Here is a 14,980-nt window from a genome sequence, read left to right on the forward strand (position 1 = left end):
TGGACGGAGGGTTCCGCGGGCCCCAGAGTGGTGCCATGGAAACCTTCGAGAGTCTCGTCCGTGCCGAGTTCGCCCCGAAGAACACCTATCTGAACACCGCCAGTACCGGGCTGCTCCCGACCCGCGCGGTGGCCGCCGTGCGGGCCGGTGTCGAGTCCGTGGCGGCCGGCCGGCCGCAGGACATGTTCGCCGACGTGGAGGCGGCCCGCGCCTCCTTCGCCCGCCTGCTGCACGTCCCGGCGACCCGTGTCGCGGCCGGGGCCTCGGTCGCCGTCTACACCGCGCTGATCGCCGCCTCCCTGCCCGCCGGCGCCGAGGTCCTCACCGCCGAGAGCGATTTCACCTCCGTGGTGAACCCCTTCCACGTGCGCCGCGACCTCAAGGTGCGCACGGTGCCGCTGGAGCGGATCGCCGGGTCCGTGCGCCCCGGCACCGCCCTCGTCGCGGTGAGCGCCGCGCAGTCCGCGGACGGCCGGATCGCCGACCTGGCGGCGCTGCGCGAAGCCGCCCGCGAACACGGCGCCCGTACGTACGTCGACGCGTCCCAGGCCGCCGGATGGCTGTCCGTCGACGCGGACGCGTACGACTACGTCTCCTCCGTCGCCTTCAAGTGGCTCGTCTGCCCGCGCGGCGTGGCCTTCCTGGTCGTTCCGGAGGACTTCGGCGGACTCGACCCGCTCTTCGCGGGCTGGGTCGCGGGAGAGCACCCGTGGGACAGCTGCTACGGGCCGGTCGAGGAGCTCGCCCACTCCGCGCGGCGGTTCGACGAGAGCCCCAGTCTCTTCTCGTACGCGGGTGCCCGGCACTCCCTCGAACTGGTCGAGGAGCTGACGGTGGACGCTGTGCGCGCCCACGACCTCGCACTCGCCGACCGGTTCCGCGCGGGTCTCACCGCGCTGGGACAGGAGCCGGTCCCGGCGCCGGGCTCGGCGATCGTCTCCGTGCCGGGCCTCGGTCACCGGCAGCAGGAGCTGAGCCGGGCGGGCATCGAGGTCTCCGACCGCGCGGGCCACCTGAGGGCCGCCTTCCACCTGTACAACACGCCCGCCGATGTCGACCGGCTGCTGGACGTCCTGTCCGGCTGATTCCCCGGCCCACTGGCGCGCGGCCCGCGAGGACGCTAGGAAGGGCACCACGAGGGTGGTGGTGCCGGTGGAGCCAACTCTCCACACGTCCGAACGGCCGTCCCCGGATACCGAGTTGCACCGGCGTCTGGTGTACGGCGACGAGACCGCGCTGGCCGAGGTCTACGCGTCGTACGGCGGCCTGGTCCGGCGGGTCGCCGTACGGGTCACGCGTAGCACGGCGGCCGCCGAGGACGTGGCGCAGGAGGTGTTCGCCCAGCTGTGGAGCAGGCCGTACGCGTTCGACGCGGGCCGGGGCTCGCTGCGCACGTGGCTGTCCCTGCTCGCGCACCGGCGGGCGGTGGACTGGGTGCGCGGCGAGGCCCGGCACCGCAAGGACTCCCGCGCGGACGACTCGGCGCTGCACGCGATCCCGGACACCGGGCCCGGCCCCGACGAGACGGTCGTGGACCGCGAACGGGCTCTGCTGCTGCACTCCGCGCTCGCCGAACTCCCGCAGTCACAGCGGGAAGTGGTCCACCTCGCCTATTTCGCGGGCCGCACCTACCGTCAGGCCGCCGTCGAGCTGGGCATCCCGGAGGGCACCGCCAAGACCCGCCTGCGGTCCGCGCTGCGGAAGCTGGCCGTGTCCCTGGCCGACCCGGCGGACCCGTCCGACCCCGCATGGGAAAGGGGCGCATGATGGCGACAGGGGAAAGAGGCCGCCGGTGAGCGACGACCACGACGGCGTGCCCGAGCTGCTGGCCGCCTGGGCGTTCGGCGCGCTGCAGCCCGCCGACGAGAAGACGGTGCCGCTGCATCTGGCCGGCTGCGGGAGCTGTGCGGCGGAGGCGGAGCGGCTGCGCGAGACGGTACGGCTGCTGGACGGGCCGCCGGGGACGGCCGAGCCTGCCCCCGCCGCCCTGAGCAACGGGTCGGACGGGGTGCTCGCGTTCGCCCTACGGGCGCGGTCCGCCGCGCCGCGTGTCGCCGAGCACGCCGCCCCGTACGCGGCCGCGGTCACCGCTCTCGGGGCACTGCTGCGCGAGGTGGACGGCCACGGGCCGTGGGGCACCCCCGTCGTGCACGACTGGGACGTGCGGGACACCGTCGGCCATCTGATCGCCGCCGACGAGGAGTTGGCGCGGCTCCTGGGTGTGCGGACGCACGCGCCGCCCTCGCGGATCACCGAGGACATGCGCTGGGAGGAGGCGTGGGAGACCCGGACCGCCGACGTGATCGCGTACGAGAGGACCCGCGCACCGGAGGAGACCGTGGCCGCCTGGTCCGCGCAGACCTCTGCGCTGCTGGCCACGCCCGAGGCCCGGGACGCCGAACTGGCGGCGTACGCGACGAGGTTGATGGGCGTACGGCTGCCGGTGGCCGACCATTTCCTGGGGCGGGCCTTCGAGACCTGGATCCACACGGACGACATCGGCCGTGCGCTGGGACTCGCCGTGCCGCCGCCGCCCGAGGTCCATCTGGGGCAGATGGTCCGGCTGGCCGTCCGCATGCTCGGCCTCGCGCTGGGACCGGCGGCGCCGCCGGTCCTGTTCTCGGTGACGGGCGTCGAGGGCGACGCCCGGTGGGTGCTCGGCTCCGAGGACGAGCCGGTCCGGGGTGAACTGGCCCTGCGCGCCGTGGACTTCTGTCTGCTGGTGGGAGGACGGCACACCACCGCCTCGGTACCCCGGGGCATGGTGGGCGACGAGGACGCCGTACGGAACGTCCTGGAGCGCGCGGCGTCGCTGGCCTGGCTCTGACACCGGCCCGACGATGTCCGCCCGCCCCACTGCCGGCAACGGCGGCGGGGCGGGCGGGACGAGCGGGTGCGACGGGCGGGGCCGGGTGGCGGCGGGTGGTCACTTCACCGGTGTGAAGTCCCTCGCCCCGATGAACTCGGGCCGGCGTACCGGCGCCGCGAAGGGCTCCACCGCCGCGTTCTCCACGCTGTTGAACACGATGAAGACGTTCGAGCGCGGGAACGGCGTGATGTTGTCGCCCGAACCGTGCATGCAGTTGCAGTCGAACCAGGTCGCCGAACCGGCCCGGCCCGTGAAGAGCTTGATGCCGTGCTGCGAGGCGAACTCGGTGAGCGCCTCGTCGGAGGGCGTGCCCGCGTCCTGCATCTGCAGCGACTTCTTGTAGTTGTCCTTCGGCGTGGCGCCGGAGCAGCCGAGGAACGTCCTGTGCGACCCCGGCATGATCATGAGGCCGCCGTTGGTGTCGTGGTTCTCGGTCAGCGCGATCGAGACGGACACCGTCCGCATGTTCGGCAGGCCGTCCTCGGCGTGCCAGGTCTCGAAGTCCGAGTGCCAGTAGAAGCCGCTCGCGCCGAAGCCGGGCTTCACGTTGATCCGCGACTGGTGCACGTACACGTCGGAGCCGAGGATCTGCCGGGCGCGGCCCACCACACGCTCGTCCCGTACGAGCCGGGCGAAGACCTCGCTGGTCCGGTGGACCTCGAAGACCGAACGGATCTCCTGCGACTGCGGCTCGACGATGGAGCGCTCGTCGGCGCGGACCGCCGGGTCGGCGATCATGCGCTCCAACTCGGCACGGTAGAGCGCGACTTCGTCGTCCTCGATGAGCTGTTCGACGGTGAGGAAGCCGTCGCGCTCGTACGACTGCAGGTCGGCCCCGGGGATCGGCCCCGGCGTGCCGGGCTCGCTCCACACGACCGGGTCCTGCCGGGGCACGGACACCTCACGGTCGCCGCGGCTGGGGTACAGGTCGGTGACGGTCGTCATCGTTCAGACCTCCTCGGGTTCGGTCAGCAGGGGGTAGACGCCGTTCTCGTCGTGGTCCTCCCGTCCGGTCACCGGCGGATTGAAGACACAGATGCAGCGGAAGTCCTCCTTGATCCGCATCGTGTGCCTCTCGTGCCCGTCGAGGAGGTACATGGTTCCCGGCGTGATCGTGTACTTCTCGCCGGTCTCGTCGTCGGTGAGTTCCGCCTCGCCCTCCACGCAGACGACGGCCTCGATGTGGTTCGCGTACCACATGGACGTCTCCGTACCCGCGTACAGGATCGTCTCGTGCACGGAGAAGCCGACCTTCTCCTTGGCGAGGACGATGCGCTTGCTCTCCCAGGTGCCCGACGCGGATTTCACGTGCCGGTCGGTGCCTTCGATCTCCTTGAACGAACGGACTATCACGGTGCTACGGAGCCTCCTTCAGGCCGGTGTGCGGGGTACGGGGAGGTGGGACGGGGGCCGGCGGGTGCGGACTCAGACCGTCTCTCGGACGGCCCGGGCGAGGGTACGGAGCCCCTCGTCCAGTTCCTCGGGCGTGATGGTGAGCGCCGGGAGGAGTTTCACGACCTCGCTCTCCGGGCCCGACGTCTCGATCAGCAGGCCGAGTTCGAAGGCCCGGTGGGCCACACGGCCGGCGCGCGCCTTGTCGTGGAACTCGAGGCCCCAGACCAGACCGCGGCCGCGGTACTCCTTGATGTCGGCGAGGTTCTCCTCGGTGATGGAGATCAGCGCCTGCTCGACCTGCTCGCCGCGGGTGCGGGTCTGCTTCTCCATGGCGGGGCCGTCGGACCAGTACGTCTCCAGGGCGGCGGCGGCCGTCACGAAGGCGGGGTTGTTGCCGCGGAACGTGCCGTTGTGCTCACCGGGCTCCCAGATGTCCAGCTCCGGCTTGAACAGGCACAGCGACATGGGCAGCCCGTAGCCGCTGATGGACTTGGAGACGGTCACGATGTCGGGCACGATCCCCGCCTCCTCGAAGGAGAAGAAGGCGCCCGTGCGGCCGCAGCCCATCTGGATGTCGTCGACGATCAGCAGCATGTCCTGGCGCTCGCACAGCTCGGCGAGGGCGCGCAGCCACTCGACGCGGGCGACGTTGATGCCGCCCTCGCCCTGCACGGTCTCGACGATCACGGCGGCGGGCTTGTTGAGGCCGGAACCCTGGTCCTCAAGAAGCCGCTCGAACCAGAGGAAGTCCGGGACCTGGCCGTCGAAGTAGTTGTCGAAGGGCATCGGCGTGCCGTGCACCAGCGGGATGCCGGCGCCGGCCCGCTTGAAGGCGTTGCCGGTCACGGCGAGCGAGCCGAGCGACATGCCGTGGAAGGCGTTGGTGAAGGACACGATGGCCTCGCGGCCCTTGACCTTCCGGGCCAGTTTCAGCGCGGACTCGACGGCGTTGGTCCCCGTCGGGCCGGGGAACATGACCTTGTACGGCAGGTCGCGCGGGCGCAGCACCATGTTCTGGAACGACTCCAGGAAGCCGCGCTTCGCGGTCGTCGACATGTCGAGACCGTGGGTGACGCCGTCGCGCTCCAGGTAGTCGATCAGGGCCCGTTTCAGTACCGGGTTGTTGTGTCCGTAGTTGAGAGATCCGGCGCCGGCGAAGAAGTCGAGGTACTCGTGGCCGTCCTCGTCGTACATGCGGCTGCCCTGCGCGCGGTCGAAGACGGTGGGCCAGCTGCGGCAGTAGCTGCGCACCTCCGACTCCAGGGTCTCGAAGACGCTCAGGTCGGGCTGGGTGATGGTCATGGCGGTACTCCTCAGGGCGTGGCGGCTCGGCGGCGAGGTGGTGTTCAGAGCGACAGGGGGCCGATGCGGTACAGCACTTCTGGGTCGTGCGGGCCGTCGGGGAACTGCGCTGTGTCGAACAGGACCTCACGCTCGACGCTCGCGCCGTGGCGCGCCGCGTACGAGGTGAACAGCCGCTCGGACGCGGTGTTGCCCGGGGAGATCGTGGTCTCCAGCGAGGTCAGCTCGTGCCGGCCGGCGACCCGGCGGGTCAGTCCGTCCAGGAGCGCGGCGGCGAGACCGCGTCCCCGCTGGGCCGCGTCGACGGCCACCTGCCACACGAGCAGCGTGTGGGGGCGCTCGGGCCGGATGTAGCCGGTGACGAAGGCGACCGGCTCGCCGTCGGCCGTACGCGCCACCGCGGAGGTGCCGGCGAAGTCACGGCACCACAGCAGGTAGCTGTAGGAGGAGTTCAGGTCGAGGGTTCCGGAGTCCTTGGCGATGCGCCAGAGTGCGGCTCCGTCCACCACGTGCGGACGGTCGATCCGCAGCCCTTCCGGCATTTCCAGGAATTCCGCTTGCAGGTCTGCTTGTGCGGCGGTCATGTCGACTGAATTTACCCAGCGAAAGTCGAAATTGCATCGCCGAGGGGGGTTACACAAGCGAAGCGCATGTGTTATCACGCGGGCGCATGCGGCGCGTGAGTACTGGTGGAAAGCGCCGCTTTGTCCCGAAAAAAGCGGCACAAAGCGGTCACCTTGTGGAGTGCGTCACAAGGACGTAACCACGGCGAGACCCGGCCGAATTGTTGGATCGACGTTCGCAGAATCTCCGTGTTTAGGCTCCGGAAAATCGGGCAGGAGTTTATGGGAAGCTGCAATGAATAGCAACTCGATAAACCGTGGAATCACCGTACATAAGAATTGCGTCAGAATTCTCAGGAACCGTCCCGCAGATCCGCCGGCCACTCCGGTCGGAACGCGATGTGGTCGTACGTGACCACGCAGCCCTCCCCCATCGGGGACTGGGTCATGAACCCGATCAGCGCGGCGCCGGTCTCCTTCTCGCCCGCCAGGGTGAAGAGGCGGACGAAGGTCCAGCGCTCGCCGTCCTTCGACGCGTGGAAGGCGAAGGCACGGCCGGTGCGGCTGATGCGGAGCCAGACGGAGCTGCCGTCGACGGTGAAGGAGTTGGCGTCGTCGGAGTGCCCCCGGGTGACGACCGTGCAGACGGTGGGCACGTCCGGCGAGTGTTCGAGGCAGAGCTTGGCCCAGGCCCGTTCGCCCACGTGCGCGTAGAGGACACCCGCGTCGAAGGCCCCGGCGAAGCCGACCGTGACGCGCGCGATCAGCTGGAAGTCCCCCTCGGGCGCCCCGAGCAGCCGGGGCGCGTCGGACGCCGGGTCCAGCCCTTCGTCGGTGGGCGCCACGAACCGGTCCTGCCGCGCCCCGGCCCACCCGGTGAGCACCCCGTCCTCGTACGACCAGTGCCCGTCGGGCCCGTAGGAGCGCAGGGAGAAGGGAAGTTCAGGTATGTCCAGATCCATGCCCCGAGTCTGCCAGTTCCCCGTCCCCACCAGGGCGCGCCCCGTCAGGGGCGCGGGGAACTGCGCGAGCGACCACGACGGGGGCCGCGGCCGACACACGACCGCGACCCCGTCACAGCAACAGCTACCAGCGGAGCGTCACCGCTCCAGACGCCCGTCGTACCGGCGGGGCACCCCCAGCGGGTTGTCGTCCCGCAGCTCGGGCGGCAGCAGCGCCTCCGGCGCCCCCTGGTACGCGACCGGCCGCAGCCACCGCTCGATGGCCGTGCCGCCCACGGACGTGGACGTCGACGTGGTGGCCGGGTAGGGACCACCGTGGTGCTGGGCCGGAGCCACCGCGACCCCCGTCGGCCACCCGTTCACGAGCACCCGCCCCGCGAGCGGCGTCAGCTCGGCGAGGATCTCCGCGCCGCGCCCCTCACCGGCGGCCTCCTCCGTGGAGAGGTGGACCGTCGCGGTGAGGTTGCCGGGCAGCCGCGCGAGCACCGCGTTCGCCTCGGTGTCGTCCTCGTAGCGCGCGACCACCGTCACCGGCCCGAAGCACTCCTCGATCAGCAGGTCGTACTCGCTCTCCGCGGTCAGCTTCCGCGCGGGCACCGTCAGGAAACCCGCGCTCACCGTGTGCTCACCGCCGGCTCCCGGCGTCACCGGGGCCTCCACGTCGGGGAGCCCGGTCCGCTCGGCGACCCCGGCGACGAAGTTGTCCCGCATGCGGTGGTCGAGGAGGACGCCGGCGTCGGTGTCGCTCACCGCGTCCGTCAGGGACTTCAGCAGACGGTCGCCCGCCGCGCCGGCCGGCGCCAGCACCAGGCCGGGCTTCACACAGAACTGCCCGACGCCCAGCGTCATGGAGCCCGCGAGCCCCGTACCGATCGCCTCGGCGCGCTCGGCGGCGGCGGCCTCGGTGATCACGACCGGGTTCAGCGAGCCCAGCTCGCCGTGGAAGGGGATCGGCACCGGCCGCGCCGCCGCCGCGTCGAACAGGGCGCGTCCGCCGCGTACCGAACCGGTGAAGCCGGCGGCCGCGACCAGCGGGTGCTCGACCAGCTCGACGCCCGCCTCGAAGCCGTGGACCAGGCCGAGGACACCGTCCGGGATGTCGTGGCGGCCCGCGGCCCGGCGCAGGACGGAGGCGACCAGCTCGGACAGGCCCGGGTGGTCGGGGTGCGCCTTGACGACGACCGGGCAGCCCGCGGCGAGCGCGCTCGCGGTGTCGCCGCCGGCGACCGAGAAGGCGAAGGGGAAGTTCGACGCCGAGTAGACGGCGACGACGCCCAGCGGCACCTTGTAACGGCGCAGATCGGGGATCGGCGGGGTCGCGGTGTCGTCGGGGTGGTTGATCACCACACCGAGGAACTCGCCCTCGTCGACGATGTCCGCGAAGGCCCGCAGCTGGTAGCAGGTGCGGGCGAGTTCGCCGGTGAGCCGGACCGGGCCGAGCGCGGTCTCCGCGTCGGCGGCCTCCACGAGGTGTTCCCTGGCGCCTTCGAGCTCGTCGGCCGCGGTGCGCAGGAAGGCCGCGCGGACCGTGCGGTCGGCGAGAGCCGCCCGGGCGGCGTGCGCGGCGCGGACGGCCTCGTCCACCTCCTGGGCGGTGGCTTCCACCGCAACCTGCTCACGCTGCTTCCCGGTTCGGGGGTCGACACTCCAGACTGGTGCTGCTGCCACCGCGGGTCCCTCCAGATGTAATGCCGCAGTACATGTGCCACTCACCAGGGGCGTTCGATATGCTGAACGCTGTCTCTGATGGTGAATATGCTGTCGAGACTATTTCCGGCGAACTAGGGGGTCAAGGCCGATGTCGGCAGGCGAGACGGGCGGCGGAGCACAGGTCAAGTCCGCGGTGCGGACGGTCGAATTGCTCGAGTACTTCGCCGGACGCCCCGGCATGCACTCCCTGGCGGCCGTGCAGGAAGCCGTCGGGTACCCCAAGTCCAGTCTTTACATGTTGCTGCGCACGCTCGTCGAGCTCGGCTGGGTCGAGACCGACGCGACGGGCACGCGCTACGGCATCGGCGTGCGGGCGCTGCTCGTCGGGACGTCGTACATCGACGGTGACGAGGTCGTCGCCGCGGCCCGGCCGACGCTGGACCGCCTCTCCGACGACACCACGGAGACGATCCACCTGGCCCGCCTGGACGGCACGAACGTCGTCTACCTCGCGACCCGCCAGTCCCAGCACTACCTGCGTCCCTTCACGCGCGTGGGGCGCCGGCTGCCGGCCCACTCCACGTCCCTCGGCAAGGCGCTGCTGGCGACGCACACGGACGAACAGGTGCGCAAGCTGCTGCCCGAGACGCTGCCCGCGCTGACCGAGTACACGATCACCGACCGGGAGAAGCTCATCGAGGAGCTGCACCAGGTACGGGAGCAGGGGTTCGCGGTGGACCGCGAGGAGAACACGCTGGGGCTGCGCTGCTTCGGCGTCGCGATCCCCTACCGGACGCCCGCGCGGGACGCGATCAGCTGCTCGGTGCCGGTGGCGCGGCTGACGCCCGCGCACGAACAGATGGTGAAGGACGCGCTGTTCGACGCGCGGGACCGGCTGACGCTCGCGACCCGGAGGCTCTGACATGGAATCCGGCCCGGACGTCGTGCTCCGCGCGGTCCACGACAGCGACCTGCCGGTGTTCTTCCGGCAGATGAACGACCCCGAGTCCCTGCGGATGGCCGCGTTCACGGCTGCGGACCCCGCCGACCGGGACGCCTTCGACGCCCACTGGAAGCGGATCCTCGCGTCGTCGGCCGTGACCCGGACGGTCCTCTTCGAGGGTGACGTCGTCGGCAGCGCGGCGGTGTACGGCTCGCCCGGCGAGCGCGAGGTCACCTACTGGATCGACCGCTCCCACTGGGGGCGCGGAATCGCCACGGCGGCGTTGCGGGCGCTGCTCGTCGCCGTGCCCGAGCGGCCGCTGTACGCGCGGGCGGCGGCGGACAACGCCGGGTCGGTGCGGGTCCTGGAGAAGTGCGGGTTCCGTGTGACGGCGCACGCCCGGGGATTCGCGCAGGCGCGCGGCACGGAGATCGACGAGGTGGTCCTCACCCTGCGGGCCTGACCCACCCGGGGGCGCCCGCCCCGCCGGAGCGCCGGGGACGGCACTTCATGAACGGCGGATGAGAAAACCGGGGTGAAGGGAACGTTCGGCCGCGTCCCGGTCGTCTTCAGGAGCGGGATGAACACAACGATCAGGCGCGCCTCCGTCTTCACGCTGCTGCTCGTGCTCGCTCTGCTGGTCAGGGCGACCTGGGTGCAGTTCTACGAGGGCCGGGCGCTCGCAGAGGACAAGGACAACCGGCGGAACGCGATCGAGCAGTACGCGTACCCGCTCGGGAACATCATCGTGGGCGGCGACGCGGTCACCGGTTCCGCGCGGACGACAGGCGGCGACCTCGAGTACAAGCGGACGTACACCGACGGCGGTCTCTACGCGGCGGTCACCGGCTTCAGCTCACAGGTGTACGGGGCCACGCAGCTGGAGGGCATCTACCAGCAGCTTCTCGACGGCACGGACAACCGGCTGAAGAACCCCCTCGACACGGTCACCGGCAAGCGGTCCGACCCGGGCGATGTGATCACCACCATCGACCCGGCCGTGCAGAAGGCCGCCTACGAGGCGCTCGGGGACAAGAAGGGGGCGGCCGTGGCGATCGACCCGACGACGGGCAGGATCCTCGGCGTGGTGTCCACCCCGTCGTACGACCCCACGGTGATCAGCGCGGGCGACTCCGACGCCTGGGACGAGCTGACCGACGACCCCGACAAGCCGATGACGAACCGGGCGCTGCGGCAGCCGCTGCCGCCGGGCTCCACGTTCAAGCTGGTCGTCGCCGCCGCCGCGCTGGAGGACGGCTTGTACTCCTCGGTGGACGTCAGGACGGCCAGCGAGAACCCGTACACGCTGCCGGGTACGACCCGGGTGCTGGCGAACGAGAACGCGTCGGCGCCGTGTGAGAACGCGTCGATCCGGGTCGCGCTCCAGTACTCGTGCAACAACGTCTTCGCCAAGATGGCCGTCGACCTGGGCGAGGACAAGGTGAAGGCGATGGCCGAGAAGTTCGGCTTCAACGACGCGTCGCAGGACGTGCCCGTGCGGGCGTACACCAGCGTGTACCCGTCGGACATGGAGAAGTCGTCCACGGCGCTGACGGGTATCGGGCAGTTCGACGTGACGGCGACGCCGTTGCAGATGGCCATGGTGTCGGCCGCCATCGCCAACGACGGGAAACTGGTCTCGCCCCACATGGTGTCGCGGATCAGCGACGCGGACGGCACGGTGCTGGAGGACTACGAGGACGGGACGGAGAGCCGGGAGATCGTCAGCTCGTCCACGGCCGAGCAGCTCCAGTCGGCGATGCGGACGGTCGTCGAGGACGGCACGGGGACGAACGCGCGGATCTCCGGGGCGACGGTGGGTGGCAAGACCGGTACGGCGCAGCACGGGGAGAACAACAGCAAGACGCCGTACGCGTGGTTCACGTCGTACGCGAAGGACGACTCCTCGGGCAAGGAGGTCGCCGTGGCGGTGCTGGTGGAGCAGTCGGACGCGGCACGGTCGGAGGTCAGCGGGAACGGGTTGGCTGCGCCGGTGGCTGCCGCCGTGATGCGGGCCGCGCTTCGCTGACAGCCCCGGTGGGGCCGTCCCGAAGGTCGCGCAGTTCCCCGCGCCCCTCGGGGGTCGGCGCTCGGCTGCGGGGCGGTGGGGGCTGGTCCAAAAGATTGCGCAGTTCCCCGCGCCCCTTGGGGGTCCCCGGTCGGCTGCGGGGCGGTGGGGGTCGGTCCAAAAGATTGCGCCGTTCCCCGCGCCCCTTTGAGGTCGATGCTCGGCTGCGGGGCGGTGGGGGTCGCCCCTAGAGATTGCGCAGTTCCGCGCCCCCTGGCGGGGCGCGGGCTTGCGGCGAGTTCCCGCCCCGGCGTCAGTTCACGCCGAGGAGTTGCTTCAGGGGGGCTATGGCGAAGTAGAGCAGGAACAGCGCCGACGCCCCCCACAGGAGCCAGTGGACCTCCTTCGCCCGGCCCAGCACCGTCTTGATGACGACGTAGGACACGAAGCCCGCCCCGATGCCGTTCGTGATCGAGTACGTGAACGGCATCACCGCGATCGTCAGGAACGCCGGAACGGCGATCTCGAACCGGTCCCAGTCGACCTGCTTGACCTGGGTCATCATCAGGAAGCCGACCGCGACGAGCGCCGGCGCCGCCGCCTGCATCGGCACGATCGTCAGCAGCGGCGTGAGGAACAGCGCGCAGGCGAACAGCCCGCCCGTGACCAGGTTCGCGAACCCCGTACGGGCCCCCTCCCCCACCCCGGCCGCCGACTCGATGTACGAGGTGGCCGAGGACGCGGACGACGCGCCGCCGGCCACCGCCGCGGCCCCGTCGATGAGCAGCACGCGGCCGAGCCCCGGCACCTTGCCCTCCTCGTCCAGCAGACCCGCCTCGGCGCTGACGCCGACGACGGTCCCCATGGTGTCGAAGAAGTCGGACAGGATCAGTGTGAAGACCAGCAGGACGACGGTGATCACACCGGCCTCGCCGAACGCGCCGACCAGGCTGAAGTCACCGAGCAGCCCGAAGTCCGGCGAGGCCACCACGTCGTCGGGCACCTCGGGAGTGGTCAGTCCCCAGCTCCTGACGTCCGCGAGGCCGTCGATGACGACCGCGACGATCGTCATGACCACGATGCTGATCAGGATCGCGCCCCGGACCTTGCGGGCGAGCAGCCCGACGGTCAGCAGCACACCCAGGCAGAAGACCAGGACCGGCCAGCCGGCCAGCGTCCCCGTACCGCCGAGCTGCACCGGGACGGTGGTCCCGGCGGCGTCCGGCACACGGCTGACGAACCCGGCGTCGACGAAGCCGATGAACGCGATGAACAGCCCGATGCCCACACTGATCGCCTGCTTGAGCGGCTGCGGTATCGCGTGCATGACGGCCTCGCGCAGTCCCGTCACCACCAGGACGCAGATCAGCAGGCCCTCCAGGACGATGAGGCCCATCGCGTCGTCCCAGCTCATCAGCGGGGCGATCTGGAAGGCGACGACCGCGTTGAGGCCGAGCCCGGCGGCGAGCGCGAGCGGCAGGTTGCCGCCGACGCCCATGACGATCGTCATCACGGCGGCCACCAGGGCCGTGGCGGTGACCAGTTGGACGCTGTCGAGCCGCTGGCCGAACTTGTCCTCGGCGTTGCCGAGGATGAGGGGATTCAGGACAAGGATGTAGGCCATGGTGAAGAACGTGGCGAAGCCGCCCCGGACTTCCCGGCCGAAGGTCGAGCCCCGGTCCGTGATCCTGAAGAACCGGTCGACGCTGTTCGGCGCAGGTCGTCCGGCGCCGGGCCGGTCTGCCACCTTCTGCGTTTCGGACATGGCGGTCGCTCCTCGTTGCCTGCGTGCCGGGTGTGCCGATGCTGGCTGGATTGTTCCCGCGTTGAACCGGTTCCAGGTTTTCCCCGTGTTACGGATTGCGGTTCGACCTGCCATACGAACGCTCAGGAACCGAAAGGGAGAGGTCGCCCGTGGGCACTGTCGTCGACGACGCCGCCTCCGTGGAGTTCCATGACTTCTTCGAGCGGCACTACGCCGAACTGGCCCGCCTGGCGCATCTGCTGACCGGTGAGCCGGACGCGGCCGACGATCTCGCGGCGGACGCCCTGCTCGCGCTGTGGCACCGCTGGGACCGGGTACGCGCGGCGGACCACCCGGTGGCGTACGCGCGCGGTGTGGTCGCCAACATGGCCCGCAGCCGGATCCGCAGCGCGGTGCGCGAGCGCAGACGGATCACGCTCTTCTGGTCGCAGCGCGAGGACAGGACCGAGAACCCCGACGTGCCCGGCATGGTGGATGTCCAGGAGGCCCTGCGCAGACTGCCGTTCCGCAAGCGGGCGTGCGTGGTGCTGCGCCACTCCTTCGACCTCTCCGAGAAGGAGACGGCACTCGCCCTCGGTGTCTCGGTGGGTACCGTCAAGAGCCAGACGTCGAAGGGGATGGCCGAACTGCAGCGGCTGCTGGGCGCCGAGGGGGCTCCCCGCAGGATGCACGCGGCGGCGCTGCGTGCCGGCGGCCATGGGGAGGCCGCAGGGACCGGGGAGACCGGAGGGCGGGGGCGATGAAGGACGTGCACGACGAACTGCGCGCCCGGCTGCGGGACTCGGCCGAGGCGTACGAGCCCGACCGCGCGCGCATCCTGGCCCGCGTCGAACGCGGCATGGCGGGCGGGGAGGCGGCGGGGCGTCCCGTGCCGGGACCCTCCGCGCTCGGCTGGTTCCGTGTGGCGGGTGCCACGGCCGCGGTGGCGGGCGTGCTCGCGGCGGGCGGCTACGCCGTCACCTCGGCCCTGGAGAGCGAGCAGCCGGCCGACCGGACGGTGGCGGTCACACCCGGCCCCGATCCCGCGCCGGGGACGACGGCGGAGGCGCCGAGCCGCGCCCCGCTCCCGCCCGAGCCGGCCGGGTCCCCCACCGCACGGCCGGAGGACGGCGCGTTGCGGTCGGACGGATCCGTCGACCCGCACAGCAACGAGTTCTGGGCACAGAGCAATGTGACCGTGCGGAACAGCAGGCAACTCACGGCGCTGACCGTGGTGTTGAAGGTCAGGCAGACCGGTGGGGTCACCTCGACCGGTGCCTGGCGCTCCGCGCCGGAGGACGACTTCACGGTCACCGTCGGCGAGAAGGACGGCTTCCTCGTCTACACCTGGGTGCTCAGGCCGGGCCGTACGGTGTGGCCGGGCGAGTGGGTGTTCGCCGGTCAGTACGACCACGACCGCGGGGGCCGCGACGCCGGGGACGACACGTACGCGGCCACCGGCCGCGCCGGGGGCGAAGAGCTCGCCGTGGGGGGCGACTTCGCACGCGGCGCGTCCGCAGGCGACGACTCGTAGGGAGAAAAGA

The 14,980-nt window shown here is 71.1% G+C and carries 15 protein-coding genes; 8 read left to right on the top strand and 7 right to left on the bottom strand.

Features of this window, described 5'->3' with window-relative positions:
* Positions 1-35: 35 nt before the first annotated feature.
* Genes ACFYXC_RS22480 through ACFYXC_RS22490 form a run of 3 tightly spaced genes read left to right on the top strand, consistent with a single transcriptional unit; the run spans position 36 to position 2,827 of the window.
* Positions 36-1,085 (top strand): aminotransferase class V-fold PLP-dependent enzyme, encoded by a 1,050-nt coding sequence (locus ACFYXC_RS22480; protein WP_389553799.1) that lies wholly within the window; start codon positions 36-38, stop codon positions 1,083-1,085.
* A gap of 55 nt (positions 1,086-1,140) precedes the next feature.
* Positions 1,141-1,767: an RNA polymerase sigma factor gene (locus ACFYXC_RS22485; protein ID WP_389553800.1), complete on the top strand. Its 627-nt coding sequence runs from the start codon at positions 1,141-1,143 to the stop codon at positions 1,765-1,767.
* Positions 1,768-1,792: 25 nt separating this feature from the next.
* The gene (locus ACFYXC_RS22490; protein WP_389553801.1) at positions 1,793-2,827 is read left to right on the top strand and encodes a maleylpyruvate isomerase family mycothiol-dependent enzyme; all 1,035 of its coding nucleotides are present in this window, start codon (positions 1,793-1,795) and stop codon (positions 2,825-2,827) included.
* A 99-nt stretch (positions 2,828-2,926) separates the two neighbouring features.
* Here the strand turns inward: ACFYXC_RS22490 and thpD are convergent, their stop codons facing one another.
* From thpD to ACFYXC_RS22520, 6 genes are all read right to left on the bottom strand, one after another.
* Entirely contained in the window at positions 2,927-3,814 is an 888-nt protein-coding gene (gene thpD, locus ACFYXC_RS22495) for an ectoine hydroxylase (RefSeq protein WP_389553802.1), read from the bottom strand.
* A gap of 3 nt (positions 3,815-3,817) precedes the next feature.
* Complete coding sequence (locus ACFYXC_RS22500) at positions 3,818-4,222, bottom strand: ectoine synthase (protein WP_388915355.1); 405 nt, start codon at positions 4,220-4,222, stop codon at positions 3,818-3,820.
* Between the two features lie 72 nt (positions 4,223-4,294).
* Complete coding sequence (gene ectB, locus ACFYXC_RS22505; protein ID WP_388915352.1) at positions 4,295-5,566, bottom strand: diaminobutyrate--2-oxoglutarate transaminase; 1,272 nt, start codon at positions 5,564-5,566, stop codon at positions 4,295-4,297.
* 44 nt (positions 5,567-5,610) lie between these two features.
* Positions 5,611-6,150, bottom strand: a complete 540-nt coding sequence (gene ectA, locus ACFYXC_RS22510; protein ID WP_388915349.1) for a diaminobutyrate acetyltransferase — start codon at positions 6,148-6,150, stop codon at positions 5,611-5,613.
* Positions 6,151-6,482: 332 nt separating this feature from the next.
* On the bottom strand, positions 6,483-7,091 hold the full coding sequence (locus ACFYXC_RS22515) for a DUF1349 domain-containing protein (protein ID WP_389553803.1): 609 nt from the start codon (positions 7,089-7,091) through the stop codon (positions 6,483-6,485).
* Between the two features lie 138 nt (positions 7,092-7,229).
* Positions 7,230-8,759, bottom strand: coding sequence for an aldehyde dehydrogenase (NADP(+)) (locus tag ACFYXC_RS22520; protein ID WP_388915343.1), 1,530 nt, complete (start codon positions 8,757-8,759; stop codon positions 7,230-7,232).
* Positions 8,760-8,889: 130 nt separating this feature from the next.
* On the opposite strand from ACFYXC_RS22520, the gene ACFYXC_RS22525 reads away from it, so the two are divergent.
* From ACFYXC_RS22525 to ACFYXC_RS22535, 3 genes are all read left to right on the top strand, one after another.
* Complete coding sequence (locus ACFYXC_RS22525; protein WP_388915339.1) at positions 8,890-9,663, top strand: IclR family transcriptional regulator; 774 nt, start codon at positions 8,890-8,892, stop codon at positions 9,661-9,663.
* A 1-nt stretch (position 9,664) separates the two neighbouring features.
* A complete protein-coding gene (locus ACFYXC_RS22530; protein WP_388915335.1) occupies positions 9,665-10,147 on the top strand; it encodes a GNAT family N-acetyltransferase in 483 nt (160 codons plus the stop codon).
* 117 nt (positions 10,148-10,264) lie between these two features.
* On the top strand, positions 10,265-11,713 hold the full coding sequence (locus ACFYXC_RS22535; RefSeq protein ID WP_389553804.1) for a peptidoglycan D,D-transpeptidase FtsI family protein: 1,449 nt from the start codon (positions 10,265-10,267) through the stop codon (positions 11,711-11,713).
* 292 nt (positions 11,714-12,005) lie between these two features.
* On the opposite strand, the gene ACFYXC_RS22540 is transcribed toward ACFYXC_RS22535, so the two are convergent.
* Entirely contained in the window at positions 12,006-13,457 is a 1,452-nt protein-coding gene (locus ACFYXC_RS22540) for an NCS2 family permease (RefSeq protein ID WP_389553805.1), read from the bottom strand.
* 149 nt (positions 13,458-13,606) lie between these two features.
* Here ACFYXC_RS22540 and ACFYXC_RS22545 point away from each other — a divergent pair, with 149 nt between their 5' ends.
* Positions 13,607-14,200, top strand: a complete 594-nt coding sequence (locus tag ACFYXC_RS22545) for a SigE family RNA polymerase sigma factor (protein ID WP_388915324.1) — start codon at positions 13,607-13,609, stop codon at positions 14,198-14,200.
* Entirely contained in the window at positions 14,197-14,970 is a 774-nt protein-coding gene (locus tag ACFYXC_RS22550) for a hypothetical protein (protein ID WP_389553806.1), read from the top strand. Before ACFYXC_RS22545 ends, ACFYXC_RS22550 begins: the two co-directional genes overlap by 4 nt.
* The last annotated feature ends 10 nt before the right edge of the window (positions 14,971-14,980 follow it).

The sequence above is a fragment of the Streptomyces sp. NPDC002701 genome (assembly GCF_042889045.1).
Classification (GTDB): Bacteria; Actinomycetota; Actinomycetes; order Streptomycetales; family Streptomycetaceae; genus Streptomyces.

Coding starts and splice junctions, on each gene's coding strand:
- ACFYXC_RS22480 (WP_389553799.1), top strand. CDS start 36: ATGGAAACCTTCGAGAGTCTCGTCCGTGCCGAGTTCGCCCCGAAGAAC.
- ACFYXC_RS22550 (WP_389553806.1), top strand. CDS start 14,197: ATGAAGGACGTGCACGACGAACTGCGCGCCCGGCTGCGGGACTCGGCC.
- ACFYXC_RS22535 (WP_389553804.1), top strand. CDS start 10,265: ATGAACACAACGATCAGGCGCGCCTCCGTCTTCACGCTGCTGCTCGTG.
- ectA (WP_388915349.1), bottom strand. CDS start 6,150: ATGACCGCCGCACAAGCAGACCTGCAAGCGGAATTCCTGGAAATGCCG.
- ACFYXC_RS22515 (WP_389553803.1), bottom strand. CDS start 7,091: ATGGATCTGGACATACCTGAACTTCCCTTCTCCCTGCGCTCCTACGGG.
- thpD (WP_389553802.1), bottom strand. CDS start 3,814: ATGACGACCGTCACCGACCTGTACCCCAGCCGCGGCGACCGTGAGGTG.
- ectB (WP_388915352.1), bottom strand. CDS start 5,566: ATGACCATCACCCAGCCCGACCTGAGCGTCTTCGAGACCCTGGAGTCG.
- ACFYXC_RS22530 (WP_388915335.1), top strand. CDS start 9,665: ATGGAATCCGGCCCGGACGTCGTGCTCCGCGCGGTCCACGACAGCGAC.
- ACFYXC_RS22540 (WP_389553805.1), bottom strand. CDS start 13,457: ATGTCCGAAACGCAGAAGGTGGCAGACCGGCCCGGCGCCGGACGACCT.
- ACFYXC_RS22525 (WP_388915339.1), top strand. CDS start 8,890: ATGTCGGCAGGCGAGACGGGCGGCGGAGCACAGGTCAAGTCCGCGGTG.